Source organism: Flavivirga sp. 57AJ16, from assembly GCF_028736925.1.
Lineage (GTDB): Bacteria > Bacteroidota > Bacteroidia > Flavobacteriales > Flavobacteriaceae > Flavivirga.
The window spans coordinates 245,202-269,195 of record NZ_JAQZAT010000004.1; the positions used below are offsets into that span (position 1 = coordinate 245,202).

Genomic DNA, 23,994 nt, shown 5'->3' on the forward strand with positions numbered 1-23,994 from the left:
GGTTTGAGAGGGTTTTATGACAGTTCTTAAGGATTGGTAATCCATTTATAAGAATATTTTGTAAGAAAAAACTTGTATAAAAAATCAGAAAAAAGGCGAAGCATAAAAAGTCAAAGCCTTTCTAAATTAGAAAGGCTTTGACTTTTTGTTAAGATAGTATTGACTAAACTACTAGTGCTGTAGTTCTTCTTCTCCGTCTTTTAAAGGAATATTTTGAGGAACAAAATCTACATCATGTCCAGGCTTACTATAATCATAAGCCCAACGGTGTACGTGTGGAATGTCTCCTGGCCAGTTTCCATGCATATGCTCAACAGGTGTAGTCCATTCCAATGTTGTAGATTTCCATGGATTTTGTGTGGCTTTCTTTCCGAAGAAAATACTACTAAAGAAGTTATATAAATAAATAATCTGCACCACTCCACCTATTAAAGCAAATATGGTAATAATAACGTTAACATTTGCTAAGTCATCAAATAAAGGGAAGTTACTATTTGTATAATAACGACGTGGCAATCCTGCCATACCTATAAAGTGCATCGGGAAAAATACGCCATAAGCACAAACCGCAGTGATCCAAAAGTGAATGTAGCCCAAATTTTTATTTAGCATTTTTCCAAACATTTTAGGATACCAGTGATAAATCCCTGCAAACATACCATACAGTGCGGATATACCCATTACTAAGTGGAAGTGAGCTACTACGAAATAAGTATCATGGACATTAATATCTAAAGCACTATCTCCTAGAATGATTCCTGTTAAACCTCCTGTTATAAATGTCGATACGAAACCAATTGAAAATAACATAGCGGGATTCATTTGTAAGTTCCCTTTCCAGAGTGTCGTAATCCAGTTAAAGGCTTTTACCGCCGATGGTATCGCAATTAATAATGTTGTAAATGTAAATACGGATCCTAAAAATGGATTCATTCCCGATATAAACATATGGTGACCCCATACAATTGTGGACAGGAATGCAATTGCCAATATAGAGGCAATCATCGCACGGTAACCAAAAATTGGTTTTCGTGAATTGGATGCCATAATTTCGGATACCAGACCCATCGCTGGCAATATAACGATATATACCTCTGGATGTCCTAAGAACCAAAATAAGTGTTCGAATAATACAGGTGAGCCTCCTTGATAATGCAATACTTCACCTTGAATAAATATATCTGACAAGAAGAAGGATGTTCCAAAGCTTCTATCCATTATTAATAATAAGGCTGCCGATAATAATACCGGGAATGAAATGACACCAATAACAGCAGTAATAAAAAATGCCCAAATGGTTAATGGAAGTCTTGTCATAGACATCCCTTTTGTACGCAAGTTAATGACGGTAACAATATAATTAAGGGACCCCAATAATGACGATGCGATAAATATTGCCATAGATACCAACCATAATGTCATGCCCATACCAGAACCTCCCTGAGCCATTGGTAAAGCACTTAATGGCGGATAAATAGTCCAACCTGCTGCTGCTGGTCCAGCTTCAACAAATAAAGAGATTACCATGATAACACTCGACAAGAAAAATAACCAATATGAAACCATATTTAAAAACCCAGATGCCATATCCCTTGCACCAATTTGCAATGGAATTAATAGGTTACTAAACGTACCACTTAAACCAGCCGTTAATACAAAGAATACCATAATGGTACCATGTATAGTCACTAATGCCAAATAAATATCTGCATCCATAACACCATCTGGAGCCCATTTGCCCAACAATGCTTCAAACAATACGTTTGGTTCTTCTGGCCATGCAATTTGCATACGAAACATCATAGACATTAATACACCTATAACGCCCATAATAGTACCTGTTATTAGATACTGTTTAGCAATCATTTTATGGTCTTGACTAAATATATATTTAGTTACAAACGTTTCTTTATGATGATGTCCGTGGTCGTCGTCGTGTGCGTGAGTATCTGCGTGTGCTGACATAATCTTATATCGTTTTTATCTTTTTAAATTAGTTAATTAGAGAGTTTTTGAATGCTTTCTGCTCTTTAATCCAAGCATCATATTCTTCTTGAGTTTCTACAACAATCTTCATTTGCATATTGTAGTGAGACTTCCCACAAATTTTATTACATAATAATAAATAATCAAAATCATAAGGCTCTAAAGGATCTTCTCCTTTTTCTAATAGGGGTTTGCTCTTCTCTACTCTAATGTCGTTAATTCTTTTAACCTTTTCTTTTATTTGAGCTGTTTCCCGCATATCAGCAGTTGTTACTGTTGGCGTAAAACCAAATTGTGTGATCATGCCAGGTACACAGTTCATTTGTGCTCTAAAATGAGGCATATATGCCGAGTGTAATACGTCTTGAGAACGCATCTTAAATAATACGGGCTTTCCAACTGGTAAATGTAGCTCTGTAGTAATGACATCGTCTTGTGCGTTAGGGTCTGCCTCATCTAAACCTAGGATGTTAGCACGGTCAATATCAATTAAACGTACATTCGCCTTTCCTAAAGTATTATCTGCACCACTGTATCTAGCTTTCCAGTTAAACTGCTGTGCATATAACTCTATGACCAAAGGATCATCACTCTCATCAACACCCATGATATTAATCCAGGTATTTAATCCGTAAATAATTAAACCTGCTAAGACAATTACTGGAATAATTGTCCAAATAGCCTCTAATTTATTATTATCTGCAAAGAATAAAGCCTTTTTTCCTTTTTCGCCTTTGTATTTATAAGCAAAATAGTGCAATAAGAACTGTGTAATGGTCTGTACTATAAAGATAATTACCATAGAGATAATCATCAAATTATCGATAGTAGGACCGTGCGCAGAAGCCGAATTCGACATTAATGGCAAATCGCCCCATTTTACAAAGCATACAATAGTAATGATATAAATGAAAGCCAAAAAGCCCATCATTAAATATGCATTCATGGTGTTATCCTTGTCTGTAGCAACTTGAGAATTTTCGTTTTTAGCCTGTGCTAAATCAAAAATCTTTACCATTTGCCAAATGGCTACTAAAATAAATACTAAAACTATAATTGTTAATAAAGCAGTCATTGTTATCGTTCGTCTTTATTTATATCTTAATTAATAATGAAATTCTTCACTTTCTTTTCTAAAAGGGTATCCTTTAACAAGTAATGGTGCTTTGGTTAAAGCAGTAAACACTACAAATATGAATAACCCTGCAAATAATAATATGGAACTTATTTCTGGAATTCCTATAAACCATCTATCTCCTACAGTAGCTGGCATAATCATATTGAAAATATCAATGTAATGTCCTGCTAATATGACCAATCCTGCCATAACAACAAACCAAGGAATACGTTTGTAATCGGCATTCATTAACATGAGTATTGGAAATACAAAGTTCATAACTACCATCCCCAAAAATGGTAATTTGTAATCATTGAAACGTGTTACGAAATAAGTAACTTCTTCTGGTATGTTTGAGTACCAAATAAGCATAAATTGTGAGAACCATAAATACGTCCAGAAAATACTGAACGCAAACATAAACTTAGCAACATCATGTAAATGATTTTCGTTTACAAACTCTAATTGTCCCTTAGATTTTAAGTATATTGTAATTAAAGCCAATACTGTTATGCCACTTACAAACATACTTGCAAATACATACCATCCAAACAATGTTGAGAACCAGTGAGGGTCTACACTCATAATCCAATCCCAAGACATCATGGATTCTGTGTAAATAAAGAATACCAAAAATCCTGCTGTGATACGGAATAATTTTTTGAAATTACTCTTATCTTCTGCTGTATCTTGAGCAATTGAAAATTTACGTGAAAAGTGACGGTATAAAGCCCATCCTGCAATAAAAATCAAACCACGGATAATAAAGCCCGTTTTATTTAACCAACCAGACTTACCAGCTACCAATTTATCGAAATGTTCGCTTTCAGGGTTAATCATGTCCGGATTCATCCATACGAATAAATGATCTCCTGCTAAAACAGCAATTGCTAAGACAACCAAGGCTCCTGGTAATAAATAAGCCGTCATACCCTCCATCACTCTAAAAAGTACTGGGGACCAACCTGCCTGTGATGCAATTTGGATCGCATAAAATGCTAATATTCCTAAAGCAATCATCATAAAGAAAAATGCTGCTACATATAATGCAGACCACGGTCTGTTATGAATTTGGTGTTGTACGTGCTTAGCATGGGCATCACCATGGTGCGCACTATCTTGTGCTTCTTCTCCATGAGAAGGGGCATTAGCATGTGTATCGTGACTAGCTGGAGCTACATCATGTGTTGCTTCATGACCACCTCCATGATGGGAGGCTTCTTCAGCGAGCATCGTTTTTACTTCATCTAAAGATTTATGAGATGTCAAAAAACCATATCCAACACCTAATGCACCTAGTATCATTAGTATGAAAGAAAATGTCTTTAATTTATTTGAAAATGTATACATATCTATAATAATCTTATCAATCTTACTTTTCTAAATCTGATTTTAACTTCAACACGTACGCTACTACTTGCCAACGTTCTTCTTCGTTCAATTGGTTTGCATAAGAACCCATCGCATTTTTACCATAATAAATGGTATGGTAAATACTTCCTTCTGTGATGGCTCTTCCTGCATCATCATAACTTGGGATACCAAGTATTTTCTCACGTTTTACAAGCTTTCCCTGCCCATTACCTTTATTGCCATGACAAATGCCACAGTAGATATCGTATAATGCTTTTCCTCTCTCTAAATCTACTTGAGTAGAATCTAAAGTGCTTACCAGTGTCTCTTTAGCCAACAGATAACCTTCGGTAGAATTTTCAATATCAAAAGGCACATACCCTCTTGGTATGGTGCCTTCAACAGGTACCTGTGCTTCTACACCATCTGGAAACGCTGCTTCTCCATACGTTTCGTAACCTGCAGACTCGTACATATTAGGCATAAATTGATAGTTTGGAGCTGAATCCTTTTTACAGGATACTGCTACAAATACGACTGCTACTACTAATATTTTAATTAAGCTTTTCATCTTTTTCTTAATGCGCTTTATCAATTAAATTAATTTCGACTGCTCCAGTTTCTGCTAGTAAACTTTCTAGGGCTTTCTCATTTCCATGAACTGCTATTTCCATTAAGAAATGATCATCTGTAGTTCTTGGATCTGGGTTTTCAGCATTTTTAAAAGGCCACATTCTACTACGTAAGTAAAACGTTATTACCATTAAGTGTGCAGCAAAAAATACTGTTAACTCAAACATAATTGGCACAAACGCCGGCATGTTTTCTATATAGCTAAAACTTGGTTTGCCCCCAATGTTCTGAGGCCAATCTTCAATCATAATGAAATTCATCATGGTGATGGCTACTGTTAAACCAACCAAACCATACATAAATGCTGTAATAGCGATACGCGTAGGTGCTAATCCCATGGCTTTGTCTAGTCCGTGAACTGGGAATGGTGTATATATCTCTTCAATGTGATGTTTTTCTGCCTTGACCTTTTTAACAGCTGACATTAATACATCATCATCGGTATAAATAGCGTGAATTACTTTTGAAGCTTCCATAATGCTACTCTTCGTTTTTTGTTTCTTTATTATTATCTCCAGATGTTCTTGGATCAACACCAGTTCCTACTAAACTATCTCCTCTTTCCCTAATTTTTTTGTAACGCTCTCCAGAAGATTTTAAAATTGTTTTAACCTCTGCTTGTGCTATGACAGGAAATGTTCTTGAGTATAATAAGAACAATACAAAGAAGAATCCAATAGTTCCAACAAAGATGCCTATATCTACAAATGTTGGTGAGAACATGGTCCATGATGATGGCAAGTAATCTCTGTGTAATGATGTTACAATAATTACAAAACGCTCAAACCACATCCCTATGTTTACCACAATAGAGATAAAGAAGGAAAACATAATACTTGTTCTTAATTTCTTGAACCACATGAATTGCGGAGAGAATACATTACAAGTCATCATTGCCCAATACGCCCACCAATAAGGGCCTGTTGCTCTGTTTAAGAATGCATATTGTTCGTATTCTACACCAGAATACCATGCAATAAATAACTCTGTGATATATGCCACACCTACTATAGAACCTGTAATCATGATGACTATGTTCATTAATTCGATGTGCTGTACTGTAATATAATCTTCAAGGTTACACACTTTTCTCATGATAATAAGCAGTGTGTTTACCATAGCAAATCCCGAGAATACCGCTCCAGCAACAAAGTAAGGCGGGAAAATGGTGGTATGCCAACCTGGGATTACCGATGTTGCGAAGTCAAATGATACAATGGTATGTACAGAAAGTACCAATGGTGTCGCTAAACCTGCAAGTACTAAAGATACTTCTTCAAAACGTTGCCAATCTTTAGCACGACCAGACCATCCGAAACTTAATAAGGCGTATATCTTCTTTTGAAAAGGTTTGATAGCTCTGTCTCTAAGCATCGCGAAATCCGGTAATAATCCTGTCCACCAGAACACTAATGATACCGATAAATAGGTAGATATTGCAAATACATCCCAAAGTAATGGTGAATTAAAGTTTACCCATAGCGAACCAAATTGATTTGGTATGGGCAATACCCAATATCCCAACCAAGGACGCCCCATGTGAATAATTGGGAACAATCCTGCCTGAACAACAGAGAAAATGGTCATGGCTTCCGCAGAACGGTTAATGGCCATTCTCCACTTTTGACGGAATAATAACAGAACGGCAGAGATAAGTGTTCCTGCGTGACCAATACCAACCCACCAAACGAAGTTAGTAATATCCCAGGCCCAACCTACGGTCTTGTTTAAACCCCAAGTTCCAATACCTGTTGATATGGTATAAATAATACATCCAATTCCCCAAAGAAAAGCGGCAAGTGAAATACCAAAAACTATCCACCATTGTTTATTTGCTTTTCCTTCTACAGGTTTTGCCACATCGATAGTAACATCGTGATATGATTTTTCGCCTGTAACTAAAGGTCTTCTAATAGGTGCTTCGTAATGAGACGCCATAATTATATAATTGATTCTTTAATTAGATTTATGCTTCTGTTGTATTTCTCACTTTTGTTTGATACTGTACATTAGGTTTCGTGCCTACATGCTCTAACAAGTGATACATACGGTTATCTTTTAAAAGTTCTGAAACTTTGCTTTCTTTATCATTGATGTCTCCAAACGTCATAGCACCACTACTACATGCTGCAGAACAAGCTGTTTGGAATTCACCATCTTTAATTTCGCGTCCGTCGCGTTTTGCATCAAGAATGGTCTTTTGTGTCATTTGAATGCACATAGAACATTTTTCCATCACACCACGAGAACGTACAACGACATCTGGGTTTAATACCATACGTCCCAGATCATCATTCATATGATAATCGAACTCATCATTCCCATTGTATAAGAACCAGTTGAAACGACGTACTTTATAAGGACAGTTGTTTGCACAGTATCTAGTACCTACGCAACGGTTATAGGCCATATGGTTCTGACCTTGGCGACCATGTGATGTTGCTGCCACTGGGCATACGGTTTCACAAGGTGCGTGATTACAGTGTTGACACATGACTGGTTGGAATGCTACTTGAGGATTCTCGGAAGCATTTTCCATTTCACCAAATTCACTTAATGAACTTCCTAATCCAGATATATCATCTTTCTTAGCGTTATCACCTTCAAATGATTCTTCTGATGAATAGTATCTATCAATACGTAACCAATGCATATCACGGCTACGACGCACTTCTGTTTTACCAACTACTGGCACATTATTTTCTGCATGGCATGCTATCACACAAGCCCCACATCCTGTACAGGCATTTAAATCGATCGATAAGTTGAAATGGTGCCCGATAGAACGATCAAATTCATCCCATAAATCGACCTCTGGCGATGTTACTGGAGTTTCTTGGTGATTTAAAGATACTACTGGAACGGCATTCCAGTGTTTTTTATCTTTAGTATTGAATATCTCTAAAGTTGTTTCTTTAATGATATCGCCACGTCCCATCAATGTGTTGTGCAATTGCACACAAGCAAACTCATGCACGCCTCCAACAGCTTCAAGCGTAACCTCTTGGACATTATTGAAATCTTGATATAATGCATAGGCATTAACACCTGTCTGCATTTCTGTTTTTAAACCTAAAGTTTTACCATATCCAAGCGCCAAACCAACAGACCCTTTTGCTTGCCCTGGTTGAATAATGGCTGGCACCTTAATGGATACACCATTAACAGTAATTTTAGCATAATTACTATTTAATGCGCCATTGGCCACATGTTCATTAGTAATACCCAATGCTGCAGCATCTGCTTTTGAAATAGTTAAATAATTATCCCAAGATGTTCTTGTAATTGGATCTGGAAACTCTTGTAACCATGGGTTGTTGGCTTGTTGCCCGTCTCCCATACCTACTTTGGTATATAATGTTAATTCCAGGTCTTTATTTTTTGCAGACGCTACAAGTGCTTGTACAGCATTTCCCGACGCCTTTTGGGCAGTTTCCCCATCTTCTTCCTCAACATTCGTAGCATCATCTGCTGTATCTTCTACTTCGGTAGCTATAGCTCCCACAAAAACACCATCGTGTAATGCTTTGTTGAATGAGCTGCCTCCTAAAATATCTGTTCCCCAAGCCTCTTTAATATAGTCGTGATAAGAAATATTATTTTCTGTCCATTTTAATAAAGCGTCCTGAAATTGTTTTGTATCGAATAAAGGACGAATTGTTGGTTGCGTTAACGCGTAATGCCCTTTTTTAAGCTCTACATCTCCCCAAGATTCTAAGTAGTGGGGTGCAGCTGCTATATATTGTACTTTAGAAGATGTTTCATCGACCTTCATTGAAAACGCAATTGATAATTGTGTTTTCTTTAAACCTTCTTCAAATTCGGATGCATTAGAGAGGGTATACATTGGATTTACACCACTCATAATGATGGCTCCAACTTTACCTGCTTTCATATCTGCAATTAAACCAGCAACGGCTTTATCACTACCTTGTCTGGTTTTTATAGGTGTTTTAGGATCGAATGCTTTACTAGCTAAAACTTCATTTATTTCTAAAGCAACTGTTTGCGCATTTACATCTTGAATTCCTGTAACCACAACACCATTGCTTCCTGCTTTTTTAAGTTGTGACGCAGCACTTTTTACAGCGGCTTCTACTTTTTCAGAAAGTCCTTTTACTGAAACATTGTTTCCAGTAACTAAACTATATAGTTTAGCTAAAACTAATTTTTGTTGTGTTGGTGTTAATGGCACACGTTTGTCTGCGTTAGCGCCAGTTAAAGACATATTGGACTCAAACTGTACGTGGCGCGACATCTTGCCATGATCTGGCACTCTATTCTTAGAATAACCAGAATCAAATCCACCGCCTTGCCAATCTCCTAAGAAATCAGCACCAACAGACACAATCGTCATGGCCTTAGAGAAATCGTAATTTGCCAATCCGCGTTCTCCATATTTAGTCTGGTAAGCATCCAATGCGGTCGACTCTGAAACAGCATCGTAAACGACATGACGAACATTACCATATTTCTCCTTGAATTCTGAAATCAACTTGCTTGTCGATGGACTGGCGTATGTTTGTGTTAACAACACAATATCCTTATTGGCAGCAGCAATATTTGTTAATTCCCCTGTCGTCTCAGCGTTAAAGGTATTCCAGGAAATAGACGCGCCTGCTTTTTTAGGCCCTTGGATTCTTAAACTGTCATACAAACCTAAAACCGAAGCGTTCACCCTAGCATTCGCGCTACCATTGGTAGCTGCCAAAGTATTGTTTTCAATTTTAATTGGACGACCTTCTCTGGTTTTAACTAAAACACTCGCAAAATCAAACCCATCTGCAATGGTAGTTGCATAATAGTTAGCAACGCCAGGAATAATTTCTGTTGGTTGCACAACATAAGGGATAGATTTTTTAACAGGACCTTCACAAGCCGCTAACGAAGCTGCTGCGGTACTAAAACCTACATATTTTAAGAAATCGCGACGCGTTGTAGATGTTTCCTCTAATGTCTCTTTATTACCTAAAAATTCATCAGTAGGAATTTCTTCTACAAACTCGTTTTGTTTTAGCGTCTCAACAATAGAGCTATTCTCGTTCAGCTCTTCAACACTTTTCCAGTATTTCTTGTTTGATGACATATTGTTTATTTACGATTTTTGATTTTTGATTTACGATTTTAATTTACGGATTTTCAAACTTCGTCAATCGTAAATTCGTCAATCGTAATTCTAAAAAATTGATCTATTTAATATTTACATTTACTCTAAATTATATATCGAAATATATAATTGCTTCTTATTTATTTTTAAAAGTTTAAATCCCTTTTTTAAGAGATTTCCGACTTCTCGGAAATACTAAAAACTAGTTTTTAGTAGTGACATTTACCACATTCCAATCCACCCATTTGAGCAGCTGTCAATTTATCTACACCATATTTCTTAGATAACTCTTCATGTATTTTGGTGTAGTAGGCATTGTCTTTAACATTTACATTTGTTGTTCTGTGACATTCTATACACCAACCCATTGTTAATGGTGCATGTTGATACATCACTTCCATTTCTTCAACAGGCCCGTGGCATGTCTGACATTCAACACCTGCAACAGTAACGTGTTGCGAGTGGTTAAAATACACAAAATCCGGCAAGTTGTGAATACGCACCCATTTCACTGGCTGAGAGTTACCCGTATATTTCTGTTCTGCATCATCCCATCCTGCAGCTGCATATAATTTTTGAATCTCGGCATTATAGTCTACCCCTATTTTCTTTCCTTCTGCTAACGTTTCCGGAGCTACTTCGTAAATAGATTTATGACAGTTCATACATACATTTAATGAAGGAATACCTGATGTTTTACTTACTCTTGCTGAAGAATGACAATATTTACAATCGATGCCGTTATCTCCTGCATGAATTCTGTGCGAGTAATGTATTGGTTGTACTGGTTCGTAACCTTGATCTACACCTATTTGCATCAAGTATCCAAAAACAAAATACGCACTAGCTAACAAAAAGAATATTGCTGTAACCAACATTAAGAATTGATTCTTAATAAAAGCTTTCCACAATGGCGTTCTTTGAGTTGCCTTAGGCAACTCTATATTTTGCACTAAAGCAAAACGTCGCAATGTTTTATTTACTATATATAAGCCCGTGGCCAACAGTATAAACAGAATAGCTAAAGCACCTAAAATAAGTTCATTTGAGATACCTCCTTCGCTAGATGTAGCAGTTGCAGATCCTGCACTTGCTGTCGCAGCAGCGGGTGCTGCTTTTTCTTCGGCAGTATACGCAAGGATATTGTTTAAATCTTCATCTGACAATTGCGGAAAAGCAGTCATTGCTGCACCTCCAAACTCGTTATAAATCTTGTTTGCGTAAGCGTCACCTGATTTAATAACACCTGCACTATTACGTATCCAAGCATGAATCCAATCTCTATCCAGTCCCTCATTGTCAGACAACCGTTGCTCTACATGACGCAAAGCTGGGCCTGTCATTTTTTTATCTAATTGATGACAAGCAGCACAATTGGCATTAAACAAAGATTTTCCTTTTGCTGGATCTCCTTCCTGAGCCGAAAGAGCCGTTGTAAACGCTAATAAAATAATTAAGCCTAAACGAAGAATGTTTTTCCCTAATTTACGGTGAATCACCTTTTCCATATTGTTGGTTAAATTAACTTCTAAACTTTGGTATGATTTTTTCATATAATAAGTGAAAAAAAACACAGTTGTAAAATCTCAGGCAAAAGTAATACTTAAAGTCGATTTTAGAAATGTTACAGAACTGTTAATTGCTAATTTAGAAAAATTCTAAATAATAAAAAGAACTATAATTAAGTTTATAACATATACATTTGCATAAATACATTTGAAATTATGAAGCCATTCAATCTAAAAATTAATTTTTTAAGCATTATTTGTTTTGCAATTACTTCGTCTTATTGTTCAGCTCAAGAAGGCAATGTTATTGTAAACCAAGACAAAAACATAACTGTTTTATTAGATCTTAAAAAAGAAATGAATAAAAATGAGGACGACCCCAGTAGATATAAAATACAAATCTACTCTGGCAATCGTGCTGGTTCTCAAAATGCTCAAAAAGAGTTTCGTAATACATTTGCTACCTGGAATCCTACCATTCAATATGAGCCGCCAAATTTTAAAACCTGGGTTGGAAATTTTAGGACACGTTTAGAAGCTGACAGGGCATTAAAAAAAGTGAAGAAAAAATTTCCTCATGCTTTTATATTTAAACCTATAAAAAAGAAAAACTAATATCTTGACGGGAAAATACTCTGATAACGCTATGATACATTTAACGCCTAGATATGGTAATCGAATATAGGCCTTGTATAAATGCCATTGTTTCCTAAAATCTGAGCCTTTTAGGTTTTTTGGTTTATTCTCACGCTTCAATACATATATCCCGTTGAAATCTTGGGGTTCTTTTACCATCCTATCCTACAGGTGTTTTTGCTTTTAAAAAGAGGGCCCTTAATAAACCTTACAGATTTGCCCTTAATAAAGAAAACAATGCGATACTATTACTATATAAGGATAAAATCACATTTCATAAAGATTATCTTATTGAACTCATCTTGGCTTTTTGTGTTTTACCGAAATCGAAGATTCATGAACTCCGATTTATGATAATAAGAGTTAAGTGAACTAAAATGAGATAATATTTGTCCAGATGAGGCACTTTTTGAAAGGCATAGCATCGCTACGGTTAAGAAAAGTAACGAAATATGGGCGAATATTAGCCATTCCTGCCTACCGGCAGGCAGATTTTAGGAAATAGTAAAAGTCAAGATGAGTTCATTATAAAAAATCAAAGGATCCCTTATTTAATGAATCTTAATTTCAGACTCATGTTGTACAAAATAGGATGGATATGTTCATATTTAGAACCTGTATTAAAACAGGTTCAATTCAATCACTACCCAATTATACATAATATAAGCAGCATATAATATCCCGACTGCAAAAAGCATAGCTAGCACTGTTTTAACTATTTCTATGTATTTATTTAAATAATCATTACTTTTTTTGTCTTTTTCTTTAAAAAATCTCATTTAATTAGACGGATTGGTTAGATCGGTTAGAGTTTTTTAAAATTAAAGAAAAAAAAAGACTTTCAAAATACGCATTACGAACTCATTTAAACGTTGAAGTGATTAAAAGATTAAGCCATACCGTTTCTAACTTAAAATGACGCGCTAAAATTTGCCCTTTTTCACCTATGCTTCAAAAGGAAAGATATTAACAATACCGCTTAAAAGATGGGATTAGTTCAACTATCTGTTTTGAATACATTGCTTTGCAGCTTTTAAAAACAGCATTTCACTAATAAAAAAAGCGATTCAAGAATGAATCGCTTTTATCATTTTATCCATTTTATGGACTTTATTTCAGTTTCTTTTTAACCTCAACTTCATGGAAGGCTTCAATGATATCGCCTTCTTTAATATCGTTATAGTTTTTAACTTGCATACCACAATCGTAACCTTTCGTTACTTCTTTAGCATCGTCTTTAAATCGTTTTAACGACGCCAATTCGCCTGTGTAAACAACCACTCCATCTCTAATTAAACGAACGCTCGATGATCTAAGTATTTTTCCGTTAGTTACCATACAACCGGCTATAGTTCCAACTTTGGATACTTTAAATATTTCCCTAATTTCGGCAGTTCCCGTAATTTCCTCTTTAAGCTCTGGAGATAACATCCCTTCCATCGCGTCCTTAAGATCATTAATGGCATCGTAAATAATAGAATATGTTCTAATATCGATTTCTTCTTTATCTGCTATCATTCTAGCATTTCCAACTGGACGCACGTTAAACCCAACAATAATGGCATCGGACGCAGATGCTAATAGCACATCACTTTCGGTAATGGCTCCAACACCTTTATGTAAGATATTAACTTGAATCTCTTCTGTGGATAATTTTTGGAATGAATCTGTTAATGCTTCAACAGAACCATCCACATCACCTTTAAGAATGATATTCAATTCTTGGAAATCACCAAGTGCTATACGGCGACCTATCTCATCCAACGTAATATGTCGCTGTGTTCGTACAGATTGTTCACGTTGCAATTGTGCTCTTTTTGATGCAATTTGTTTTGCTTCACGTTCGTCTGCAAATACATTAAATTTATCACCAGCTTGAGGCGCACCATCTAAACCAAGAATAGAAACAGGTGTGGAGGGCCCTGCTGCTTCAACATCGTTCCCTCGTTCATCATGCATGGCTTTAACTTTACCACTGTGCTGACCTGCCAGTACATAATCGCCCACTCGTAATGTTCCTGCTTGTACTAAAATAGTAGATACATAACCTCGACCTTTATCCAAGAATGCTTCTACAACTGTACCAACTGCTTGCTTGTCCGGATTTGCTTTAAGCTCTAATAATTCCGCTTCTAGCAGTACTTTTTCCAGCAATTCTTTTACACCGGTACCTACTTTAGCCGAAATATCATGAGACTGAATTTTTCCGCCCCAATCTTCAACTAGAAGGTTCATTTGCGCTAATCCTTCTTTTATCTTATCTGGATTGGCGTCTGGTTTATCAATTTTATTAATTGCAAAAACAATAGGAACCCCTGCTGCTTGAGCATGCGATATAGCTTCTTTGGTTTGTGGCATGATGTCATCATCTGCAGCCGCTACAATAATAGCAATATCTGTAACTTGAGCACCACGTGCACGCATCGCTGTAAAGGCCTCGTGGCCTGGTGTATCTAAAAAGGCGATTTTCTGTCCGCCTTCCAGCTCTACACCATAAGCGCCGATATGCTGTGTAATACCTCCCGATTCACCAGCAATTACATTTTCTTTACGGATATAATCCAGAAGTGATGTTTTACCATGGTCTACGTGACCCATCACCGTTACAATAGGCGCACGTGTCTTTAAATCCTCTTCATTATCTACAACTTCTTCAATAGATTCTTCAATATCTGCAGTTACAAATTCCACCTGGTAACCAAACTCTTCGGCCACGATAGACAATGTTTCTGCGTCTAAACGCTGATTCATTGTTACCATCATACCTAATGACATACATGCCGAAATAATTTGAGTTACAGACACATCCATCATTGTGGCTACTTCACTTGCCGTAACAAATTCTGTAACTTTAAGGATCTTGCTTTCTGCCGCTTCTATTTGTTGATCTATCTCTGTCTGTTCTCTATGTTGGTCTCTTTTATCTCTTCTATATTTTGCACCTTTACCTTTTGAAGATTTCCCCTGAAGTTTTTCAAGTGTTTCACGTACTTGTTTTTTTACATCTTCTTCACTAGGCTCTTCCTTAACAATATTGCGACGGCCTTGACCTTGCTTTCCTTTAAACCTATCGTTTCCTCCAGATTTTCCTCCTTGCCTGTTATTGCCTTGGCCTTTTCCTGCTTGAGGTCCACCAACTTTACTAATACGTCTACGTTTTTTCTTGTTGGCCGCTCCTGCTTCTCCTGCTGGCGACTTCTTTTCTTCTTTCTTTTTCTTTGGTTTATTAAATTGAGATAAATCAATTTTATCCCCTGCTATTTTTGGACCTGTAAGTTTCTTATACTGCGTTGCTACCTTTTCATCTGGAATAACTTCCCCGTCTTCGTTTAGAATCTCCTTCTTCGGCTTTTCTTCAACTTTCTCCTCTGCAACAGGTTTAACCTCAACAGGTTTTACGGTTTCTTCTTTCGTGGCTTCTTTAACGGCTTCAGCTTTTTTAACCTCTTTTTTAACAGGTTCTTCTTTAATTTCTTCTTTAGCAGTATCAACTTTAACATCTTCCGCTTTTTCCGTTTTTTCAGAAACGGCCTCCGTTTTCTTCTTTTTGGGCTCTAAGTCAATTTTCCCGACTTGCTTAGGACCTGAAAGAGCCGCAGCTGCTTTAACTATTCTTTCTTTTTTGGCTATCGCTTTTTGCTTTTCTTCAAGTTCACGCTCGCGTTGCTCGCGCAACACTTCTTTCTCTTTTATTTTAGCTTCTCCTACCTCTTTGGATGCTACTTTTTTATTAGCATCTGTCTGAAATTCATTAGAAAGAACAGTGTATACTTCTTCTGAAATTTTCGTAGTGGGTCGTTTCTCTATTTCAATGCCTTTAGAATCTAAAAATTCTACGGCACGATCTAAAGAGATGTTAAGCTCGCGTAATACTTTATTTAATCTAATTGTCTCAGCCATAAATCGCCTTTAAAATACTCAAATATATATTTATATCAATTAATAATAGAATTTGCAGCAATAAAATGTCCTTTTTTCCTTTCTATTTCAAAATAAAAACAAACCGTAACTATTGCTATACTTGATTTTTATTTTTTTTATACAAAGAAAAAAATCATCCCGTTCTGCAACGGATCTGGTTATTTTCTTCTACAGTATATTCGATCAATAATTGATATTATTCTTCGAATTCTTCTTTTAAAATCCTAATAACGTCATTAATTGTCTCTTCTTCTAAGTCTGTTCTTTTTACTAAATCACCGACTTCTTGCTCTAAAATACTTTTAGCAGTATCTAGTCCTGCTTTACTAAATTCTTCGATAATCCATCCTTCTATTTCATCAGAAAACTCTCTTAATTCCACATCCTCTTCAGCGCCTTCTCTAAACACATCGATTTCATAACCTGTGAGCTGCCCTGCCAAACGAATATTATGTCCGCCTCTACCAATGGCCTTACTTACTTCTTCTGGTTTTAAAATGACTTCTGCCCTTTTTGACTCTTCATTTAATTTAATTGAAGTGACCCTTGCAGGACTTAATGCTCTTGTAATGTATAGTTGTAAATTATTAGTGTAATTAATGACATCTATATTTTCATTACCTAATTCACGAACAATCCCATGAATCCTTGAACCTTTCATACCAACACAAGCACCAACAGGATCTATTCTATCATCATAAGAGTCTACCGCTACCTTTGCTTTTTCTCCTGGAATCCTCACGACATTTTTAATGGTAATCAATCCATCAAAAACCTCTGGAATTTCTTGTTCAAACAACTTCTCTAAAAATGCAGGAGAACTTCTGGACATTATGATCGTTGGTTTAGCGCCTTTAAGCTCAACGGAATCAATAACCCCCCTTACATTATCCCCTTTTCTAAAGAAGTCTGAAGGTATTTGCCTGTCTTTTGGCAATACAATTTCGTTACCTTCATCATCTAACAGAATAACCGCTCTATGACGAATGTGGTGTACCTCTGCTGTATATATCTCTCCTATTAAATCTTTAAATTGCTTATAAATTATGGTATTATCATGTTCATGAATTTTAGAAATTAGATTTTGACGTAATGCCAAAATAGCTCTTCTTCCTAAATCGATAAGCTTCACTTCTTCAGATACATCTTCTCCTACTTCAAAATCCGGTTCAATTTTTCGTGCCTCAGATAAAGAAATTTCTTGATTGGGTTCTTCTACTTCACCATCTGCAACTACCACTCTATTTCTCCATATTTCTAAATCTCCTTTATCAGGATTTACAATAATATCAAAATTATCATCATCACCATACTTCTTTTTTAAGGCACTTCTAAATACATCTTCTAAAATTGCCATTAACGTTACTCTGTCAATAAGCTTATCATCCTTGAATTCTGAAAAAGATTCAATTAACGCGATATTTTCCATAACTCTTTTGAATTAAAATTTAATCATAACTTTTGCTTCTACAATATTTTCGTAAGCGATGTTCGCTTCTTTTTTTACAGTCACCTTACCTTTCCCTACTGGTTTTGGCTCTCTAACTTTCCACTCTAATCTAATGTTACTATCTGTTGCTTCTGTAAGCGTTCCTTCTAATTTATCAGAAACCGTCTTCACATGAAGCACTCTATTTAAATTCTTTTTATACTGTCTTTTGTGAACTAAGGGCGATGTCGCTCCTGCAGACATCACTTCCAAAGAAAAATCCTGTTCTTCTCTATCCAAGTTATGTTCAATGGCTCTGCTAATAAACATGCAATCTTCAACTAAAACACCATTATCGCCATCTACGACTATTTTAATTTGATTATCTCCTTGAATAGAAAAATCTATGAGAAATAAATCTGGTCTTTCAATTAACGCAGCTTCCAGTAAATCTGTAACAGTAGTTTTAAACATTTTCAGTATAAAAAGAGGGGACTCTCCGTCCCCTCATTTCTTAAATTTCGCCTTTCAACGGTGCAAATATATAATATTTTATTGATTTTTAAAGGAATATTTCATAAATTTAGGTATAACTTACTTTCAATATTATGAGAAAAATACTTGTTCCTACTGACTTTTCAACTCAAGCCGAAAATGCTTTAAAAGTGGCAGCCCAATTAGCAAAGAAATACAATTGCGAAATTTATTTATTGCATATACTCGAAATACCGCTGCACGAGATCGACCCCATGAGCTCTTACAGCAATTTACCTGAAGCTATTTATTTTATGAAATTAGCGCGTAAACAATTTCAAGAATTAAAAACCAAAGATTATTTGGAAGGTTTAATAATTCATGAACATGTTGAGTTTCAAGAAATTTTTAAAGGTATTTTTCATATTTGTAAAAAGCATGATATCGATCTAGTGATTATGGGCTCGAATGGAGCGAGTGGTTTAAAGGAAATGCTTATTGGCAGTAATACCGAAAAAGTAGTTCGCACATCCGAAACACCTGTTTTAGTGGTGAAAAATGAACACAAAGATTTTAAAGTTAACGATTTTGTATTCGCATCGGATTTTAAAGACGAAAGCAAGGCTACCTATGAGAAAGCTATTGATTTTGCTAACGTATTAAAAGCCAAGATACATTTGCTTATGGTAAATACCCCCAATAAATTTATTACTTCTGCAAAATCGGAAAACAGAATGCAAAAGTTTGTTGAAGCTTTTGATTTCTCAAATTACACGATTAATGTTTACAATGACCTTAGTATTGAAAAAGGCATCATGAATTTTTCCCAATCTATAAACGCCGATTTAATTGGTATGAGCACCCACGGAAGACAGGGTATTTCCCATTTCTTTAATGGCAGTATTAGTGAGGATTTGGTAAATCATGCCAAACGTCCTGTGATTACTTTTAAGATATAGATATATGTAGTCAGTCCAGGTAATTATGTAATGATTTGTATTTTTCCAATAGTGCTTTGAACTTTTTATTATCTGTTCTTTAAAATCTGTAATAAACCCAGCTCGTTCTAGTTTGTCAAAGTAACGGTTACCGCTAGGATTTCCTAGTGGCGGCACGAGTAAGAAAAACCTGCACCAATCTTAACTATAAAATTTAACTATTTGTAAATAAAAAATATAATTATAAGTAAAAAAATACTCTTTTTTAAAATGGCTTTTTATTTGTTTTTTCTTACTCTTGCCTGCTGACTCAGAACGCCACTAGGAAATCCTAGCGGTAGCGTTCACTCTTGCAGGGGCATACTAGCACCGTCAGGGGCCCTGTGATTACTTTTAAGATATAGTACTATTAACTGCTTGGATTTACTGTTATAGAATGAAGATATGTAAAGTCTAAATATCCGTTCGAGCACAGCTGAGAACGACCTCTCCCAAAGAAGAAGGCCTCAACTGCGCTCAACCAGACATTCCTTTTTATTTACTTCTTGAGAATGAATTTATAATTTAACAAAACGCTTAACACCGTGCTCTTTTGTTTTTATAATATAGATCCCAGATGTTAGTTGAGATACATTTAAAAAAGTGTCCTTTTCAAATCTTTTTACCTCCTGTCCGTTCACATTATAAATAATCCCAGACAATATTTTATTAAACTTCAAATCTGTATTAACCACAGGGTTAGGATATATTCTAAAATCATTTTTCGCGACTACTTCACTGATACTTAATGCTTGATTATCGATTTGAATAATCCCTAGCGATCCACTAACTTCATAACCTACTAAAAGTAGATTTTTGGAATTTGGACTATCTGCCGCAGAAACAAATTTTATAATTTCTGGAGCAATATCCCCGGAGGTTCTATTCCCTTTATAATAGGTAATAAACTCCACATCTGTTGGATCTGTGATATCGTACATTAATATGGCACTTTGTCTTTCTAAACCAATAAAAGCATAGGTTTTACCTTCAATAGTGCCAATAGCCACTGCTTCTGGTTCTCCTCCTTTATCATCGGATCTACCATCTAACTCCTCTTCATCTTCGTTAAACAAGGCAGGTTCTTCCGAGGCTATTTTTTGTTCAAATTCGTCTGCACTATCAAATACCAAGTTACCATACTCATCAAAAATCGAAAACGATCTTGCTCCGTAGGAATAAATTTGTTCAATAGTTCCGTCATTATTATAATCGCCTGTAGCGGTCGTCGTTTTTAACCTCCCTAGATCTGCGTCTGTTTGAAGCGTTGCTGCATTTGGATAATATGCTGAATTTAATGTTAAATCCTTTACACGCTCTTCTTCTGAGTATCCGTCATAATCCCTGGCATCGCCTTCGTTTGCAGTGACTATATAATTAACGCCACCCACTTGATATGATGCCATGGCATCTGGCATAAACATGCCTAAAGTAGGATGTTGTGTGATATTAATAACATTATCTTTATTAGAGGCATCAAATCCATAATCGTTTGCAAAAGAAATAATCCCGAGTACACTGGCATCTGTAATGCCTGCGCCTGCCAAACCAAAATCGTTATCGTTTATTACCGCTATTTCATTGTTTGGCAATAGTGCAATACCTTCAGCTTTATCAGATCCTTGGTAACCAATGGATGGCAAATTGAAAACCTTTGTTTTATGAACTGGATAAATGCCCTCATCTGCTATTTCATCGGCCGACATCTCCTCTAATTCCTTTCCTACAGTTGCTCCAAAATCCGTCATTAAAATATTTGTCGCATAGTTGATATCAATCTCAAAAACATATTTCTTTCCTGTCGATATGGTTGGTCCTTCCGAATCTCTTTCTATCACCAAAAACTTACCATTTTCCGTATAAACAGCATCCCCTATTTTATCGACTCTAGATGATGCATAGCCAGCATCTTTATTTCTTTCTAACAAGTACACGTACTCTTCAACAGGAATTCCAGTAGCACAGTTAATTCCTAAAATTCTAATAACATCTGAATTGTTTTTGGTAACACTGGAAGGGTTGTATAATGGTGATTGAATGAATGCGTATATAGTATGATTCACATCATCATAAGCTATGGCTTCAAAACCTCTGTTGGCTCTTCTTTTAGAGTAAACCTCGGGTAGGGTTTCAGCGCCATACGTTCCTACTGGCTGGGGTGTTGTTCCTAACATGGATGTTCCAGATGGCACATAACGTTCTATTAATTTTCCTGTATTATCGAACTTGTATATGGCCGGCCTGTACTCATCGCACATCCAAAAATTACCATCCTTGTCCCTTAAAACGCCTTCAAAATCGCCACCATATTCATCATAAGGTAATTCATGGTATTCTTCTGAAGCACCATCAACATAATCGGCATTGGCATAAGCAGTAGCGGCATCTGTATAGGTTACAGGAACCTCATCAAACCCTGGGATGTTGCCTTTTCCTGTTATGGGTGTGGTACCATCTTTTCTGGTTAATAGAATCTGATCATCTAAAGCAACTTCACCAGTTGTTTTGTTTAATGTAAATTTGGCTATTCTGCCTTGATAATCGGGCAATTTAAACGGTCTTAAATTTTGTAATGTGGCAGGGGTTACATCCGCTTTACCAACGGCATCTCCATTGGGGCCTCTATCTGGAACGGCATAAAAAACATACTCAGTCGCAGTAGAATTTGCTGCGTCGTAAAACAGTCCTGAAAACCCACCAAGCATCACTGGGGGTTGACCTCCATCGTAAACCGGGGTTCCCAATGATGGCCAGTTAGTTTCTAATTCATTAATAACATAACTTGTAACGGTCGGTGTTCCCAATAAGTGGTTTTTATATCCTAAAGGTAAAATATCCAAAATCGTATTATTGGTCAAATCCAAAATAACCAAGGCGTTATTTTCCTGGCAATTAACATAGGCCTTAGCACCATCTTCTATTACAGTTATAAATTCCGGTTCAAGATCTTGGGACACACTGGCAGTTCCGCCGTTTCCAAAAATACGAATGCCCTTATTTTGAAGTGATGCCTTTTTATCATTATAACTATTAAAATTAATTGACGTTGTTGTTGCAGACGCAACACCGCCACTTAAATCTATAACATCGATAGTTCCTTCGGGGTCGTTCGTGTAATCGTCCGACGGCTCCCCTTCATTAGCCACTAAAAGCTTGGTTCCATCTGGTGTAAATGTGATCATATCCGGCAGTGCCCCTACAGCGATCTCACCTACGTAAATACCGTCTAGATCAAAAAATACTATTTTCCCAGGGTCTTGTTTTGGGCTCGCTTCTACAGCTATAGCAACAATATTTCCTTTTATTGCAATGGAATTAGGTCCAGCCCCATAGGTTGATAAATCTACTGTATTAACCAAAGTTGGAGTCGCTGGGGTACTAATATCTACAATTGTAAAACTATTGGTTGCCGAATTTGTAAAAAAAGCTTGCTGATTTGTTACATCATGAGCCACCGTTTCGGCAGAACCTTCCTCATTTGTATTATAAGTAGCTAAGTGTTGAAGGGGGTTTTGACCTTTAACGGTTGTAAAAAAGAGTGTTAGAAAACTAGCGATAAGAGTAATTTTTTTCATTTCTTTTAATTAAGATTAATTAATTCTTTAAAGAAATGATTTTAAAGTGCTTTAAATATTACCCAATAGTTATCATGATGTAAAATATCTGCTCTTAATATTTAATTATTGCTACCTAATATATTAATAATGTTAAGCTTTTATTAAGACTCTGTAATGCTCACAAACTCATCGCTCTTCGATATTTATAAAAAAATCCCAATCAAATTAATGAGCAGGATTTCACAATTAATGTTGGCCCACTAGGGCTTACTTCGGCTACGCCCAGCTCATTCTAGTTTGTCAAAGTAACGGTTACCGCTAGGATTTCCTAGTGGCGGCACGAATAAGAAAAACCTGTATCAATCTTAACTATAAAATTTAACTATTTGTAAATAAAAAATATAATTATAAGTAAAAAAACACTCTTTTTTAAAATGGCTTTTTATTTGTTTTTTCTTACTCTTGCCTGCTGACTCAGAACGCCACTAGGAAATCCTAGCGGTAGCGTTCACTCTTGTGGGGACATACTAGCACCAGCAGGGGTTTACTCCGTAGAAATTAGCGACTACTGCTGTGCTAGAAGCGTTATTACTTATAGACTTCTTTTAAAAAAGTAGCAAACTCACTAGTTGTTCTAGTCCCTTTTGCTACTAAATCCCAGTCTCTGGTAATGACTTTATTGGTAGTTTGATTGTGCCATCTTCGTCTAGTGATGTGCAGATATACATTCTTTCCTCGTATTGGGAAGTCTTGAACCGTTGCTTCTGGAAAGAAACCTTTAGAACTTAGCTTAATACCTTTAAATCCTTCAGGTATATTGCTGAGTTCTGTGAAATAAAAATGCAATTCTTCTCCATCTATTTTATGTTTGGTCAATTCAAAATGAGAGATTAAAACTTCTGGAAGCAATAGTTTGACAATAGCAAATAAATCAGGGGTAAGCATAGAGTTTTTTAATAAGCAAAGTTTAAACTTTTTATGCTACTCCACAACTTTTTGTGTTGATCCGGTTTCAATTAATGTTGGCCCACTAGGGCTCACTTCGGCTACGCTCAGTATAAACTTCTCGCCCTTTTAAACTTATTGCTAAAAAGAAAACCCCGACTATTTTCATAATCAGGGTTTCAATTAATGTTGGCCCACTAGGGCTCGAACCTAGACTCTTTGGTACCAAAAACCAACGTGTTGCCAGTTACACCATGGGCCAATGTGTTATTGAGCGTGCAAATTTAGTACAAAGTTTTATTTGTACAAGTATTTTTTGAAAATAATTTTGAATACTTTAACGTTTCCTTT

At 36.1% G+C, this 23,994-nt stretch carries 15 protein-coding genes and 1 tRNA gene; 2 read left to right on the forward strand and 14 right to left on the reverse strand.

Going from position 1 to position 23,994, the window contains the following annotated elements:
- Positions 1-171 precede the first annotated feature (171 nt).
- From PQO00_RS06230 to PQO00_RS06265, 8 genes are all read right to left on the reverse strand, one after another.
- Complete coding sequence (locus PQO00_RS06230) at positions 172-1,965, reverse strand: cbb3-type cytochrome c oxidase subunit I (RefSeq protein WP_274183968.1); 1,794 nt, start codon at positions 1,963-1,965, stop codon at positions 172-174.
- A gap of 28 nt (positions 1,966-1,993) precedes the next feature.
- Positions 1,994-3,061: a cytochrome c oxidase subunit II gene (locus PQO00_RS06235; protein ID WP_274183969.1), complete on the reverse strand. Its 1,068-nt coding sequence runs from the start codon at positions 3,059-3,061 to the stop codon at positions 1,994-1,996.
- 30 nt (positions 3,062-3,091) lie between these two features.
- The gene (locus PQO00_RS06240) at positions 3,092-4,453 is read right to left on the reverse strand and encodes a quinol:cytochrome C oxidoreductase (RefSeq protein ID WP_274183970.1); all 1,362 of its coding nucleotides are present in this window, start codon (positions 4,451-4,453) and stop codon (positions 3,092-3,094) included.
- 22 nt (positions 4,454-4,475) lie between these two features.
- Entirely contained in the window at positions 4,476-5,027 is a 552-nt protein-coding gene (locus tag PQO00_RS06245) for a cytochrome c (protein ID WP_274183971.1), read from the reverse strand.
- Positions 5,028-5,034: 7 nt separating this feature from the next.
- Positions 5,035-5,565, reverse strand: coding sequence for a DUF3341 domain-containing protein (locus PQO00_RS06250; protein ID WP_274183972.1), 531 nt, complete (start codon positions 5,563-5,565; stop codon positions 5,035-5,037).
- Positions 5,566-5,569: 4 nt separating this feature from the next.
- On the reverse strand, positions 5,570-7,027 hold the full coding sequence (nrfD, locus tag PQO00_RS06255; protein ID WP_274183973.1) for an NrfD/PsrC family molybdoenzyme membrane anchor subunit: 1,458 nt from the start codon (positions 7,025-7,027) through the stop codon (positions 5,570-5,572).
- A 28-nt stretch (positions 7,028-7,055) separates the two neighbouring features.
- The gene (locus PQO00_RS06260) at positions 7,056-10,175 is read right to left on the reverse strand and encodes a TAT-variant-translocated molybdopterin oxidoreductase (protein WP_274183974.1); all 3,120 of its coding nucleotides are present in this window, start codon (positions 10,173-10,175) and stop codon (positions 7,056-7,058) included.
- Positions 10,176-10,405: 230 nt separating this feature from the next.
- Positions 10,406-11,704, reverse strand: coding sequence for a c-type cytochrome (locus PQO00_RS06265; protein WP_274184001.1), 1,299 nt, complete (start codon positions 11,702-11,704; stop codon positions 10,406-10,408).
- Positions 11,705-11,920: 216 nt separating this feature from the next.
- Here PQO00_RS06265 and PQO00_RS06270 point away from each other — a divergent pair, with 216 nt between their 5' ends.
- Positions 11,921-12,319, forward strand: coding sequence for an SPOR domain-containing protein (locus tag PQO00_RS06270; RefSeq protein WP_274183975.1), 399 nt, complete (start codon positions 11,921-11,923; stop codon positions 12,317-12,319).
- A gap of 1,131 nt (positions 12,320-13,450) precedes the next feature.
- Here PQO00_RS06270 and infB read toward each other — a convergent pair.
- The 3 genes from infB to rimP all read right to left on the reverse strand — a co-directional run bounded on the left by infB (position 13,451) and on the right by rimP (position 18,164).
- Positions 13,451-16,240, reverse strand: a complete 2,790-nt coding sequence (gene infB, locus PQO00_RS06275; protein WP_274183976.1) for a translation initiation factor IF-2 — start codon at positions 16,238-16,240, stop codon at positions 13,451-13,453.
- Positions 16,241-16,457: 217 nt separating this feature from the next.
- On the reverse strand, positions 16,458-17,690 hold the full coding sequence (gene nusA, locus PQO00_RS06280; RefSeq protein WP_274183977.1) for a transcription termination factor NusA: 1,233 nt from the start codon (positions 17,688-17,690) through the stop codon (positions 16,458-16,460).
- Between the two features lie 12 nt (positions 17,691-17,702).
- The gene (gene rimP / locus PQO00_RS06285) at positions 17,703-18,164 is read right to left on the reverse strand and encodes a ribosome assembly cofactor RimP (RefSeq protein WP_274183978.1); all 462 of its coding nucleotides are present in this window, start codon (positions 18,162-18,164) and stop codon (positions 17,703-17,705) included.
- A 134-nt stretch (positions 18,165-18,298) separates the two neighbouring features.
- Between rimP and PQO00_RS06290 the strand changes: the two genes are divergently transcribed.
- A complete protein-coding gene (locus PQO00_RS06290) occupies positions 18,299-19,123 on the forward strand; it encodes a universal stress protein (protein WP_274183979.1) in 825 nt (274 codons plus the stop codon).
- A 536-nt stretch (positions 19,124-19,659) separates the two neighbouring features.
- Here PQO00_RS06290 and PQO00_RS06295 read toward each other — a convergent pair.
- From PQO00_RS06295 to PQO00_RS06305, 3 genes are all read right to left on the reverse strand, one after another.
- Positions 19,660-22,716, reverse strand: coding sequence for an esterase-like activity of phytase family protein (locus PQO00_RS06295; RefSeq protein WP_274183980.1), 3,057 nt, complete (start codon positions 22,714-22,716; stop codon positions 19,660-19,662).
- Positions 22,717-23,286: 570 nt separating this feature from the next.
- On the reverse strand, positions 23,287-23,643 hold the full coding sequence (locus PQO00_RS06300) for a transposase (protein ID WP_274183981.1): 357 nt from the start codon (positions 23,641-23,643) through the stop codon (positions 23,287-23,289).
- A 189-nt stretch (positions 23,644-23,832) separates the two neighbouring features.
- Positions 23,833-23,905: transfer RNA gene (locus tag PQO00_RS06305), tRNA-Gln, on the reverse strand.
- Between the last annotated feature and the right edge of the window lie 89 nt (positions 23,906-23,994).

Bases quoted from the DNA above. Each gene is read 5' to 3' on its own strand.
- PQO00_RS06230 (WP_274183968.1), bottom strand. From the start codon at position 1,965: ATGTCAGCACACGCAGATACTCACGCACACGACGACGACCACGGACAT.
- PQO00_RS06235 (WP_274183969.1), bottom strand. From the start codon at position 3,061: ATGACTGCTTTATTAACAATTATAGTTTTAGTATTTATTTTAGTAGCC.
- PQO00_RS06240 (WP_274183970.1), bottom strand. From the start codon at position 4,453: ATGTATACATTTTCAAATAAATTAAAGACATTTTCTTTCATACTAATG.
- PQO00_RS06245 (WP_274183971.1), bottom strand. From the start codon at position 5,027: ATGAAAAGCTTAATTAAAATATTAGTAGTAGCAGTCGTATTTGTAGCA.
- PQO00_RS06250 (WP_274183972.1), bottom strand. From the start codon at position 5,565: ATGGAAGCTTCAAAAGTAATTCACGCTATTTATACCGATGATGATGTA.
- nrfD (WP_274183973.1), bottom strand. From the start codon at position 7,027: ATGGCGTCTCATTACGAAGCACCTATTAGAAGACCTTTAGTTACAGGC.
- PQO00_RS06260 (WP_274183974.1), bottom strand. From the start codon at position 10,175: ATGTCATCAAACAAGAAATACTGGAAAAGTGTTGAAGAGCTGAACGAG.
- PQO00_RS06265 (WP_274184001.1), bottom strand. From the start codon at position 11,704: ATGGAAAAGGTGATTCACCGTAAATTAGGGAAAAACATTCTTCGTTTA.
- PQO00_RS06270 (WP_274183975.1), top strand. From the start codon at position 11,921: ATGAAGCCATTCAATCTAAAAATTAATTTTTTAAGCATTATTTGTTTT.
- infB (WP_274183976.1), bottom strand. From the start codon at position 16,240: ATGGCTGAGACAATTAGATTAAATAAAGTATTACGCGAGCTTAACATC.
- nusA (WP_274183977.1), bottom strand. From the start codon at position 17,690: ATGGAAAATATCGCGTTAATTGAATCTTTTTCAGAATTCAAGGATGAT.
- rimP (WP_274183978.1), bottom strand. From the start codon at position 18,164: ATGTTTAAAACTACTGTTACAGATTTACTGGAAGCTGCGTTAATTGAA.
- PQO00_RS06290 (WP_274183979.1), top strand. From the start codon at position 18,299: ATGAGAAAAATACTTGTTCCTACTGACTTTTCAACTCAAGCCGAAAAT.
- PQO00_RS06295 (WP_274183980.1), bottom strand. From the start codon at position 22,716: ATGAAAAAAATTACTCTTATCGCTAGTTTTCTAACACTCTTTTTTACA.
- PQO00_RS06300 (WP_274183981.1), bottom strand. From the start codon at position 23,643: ATGCTTACCCCTGATTTATTTGCTATTGTCAAACTATTGCTTCCAGAA.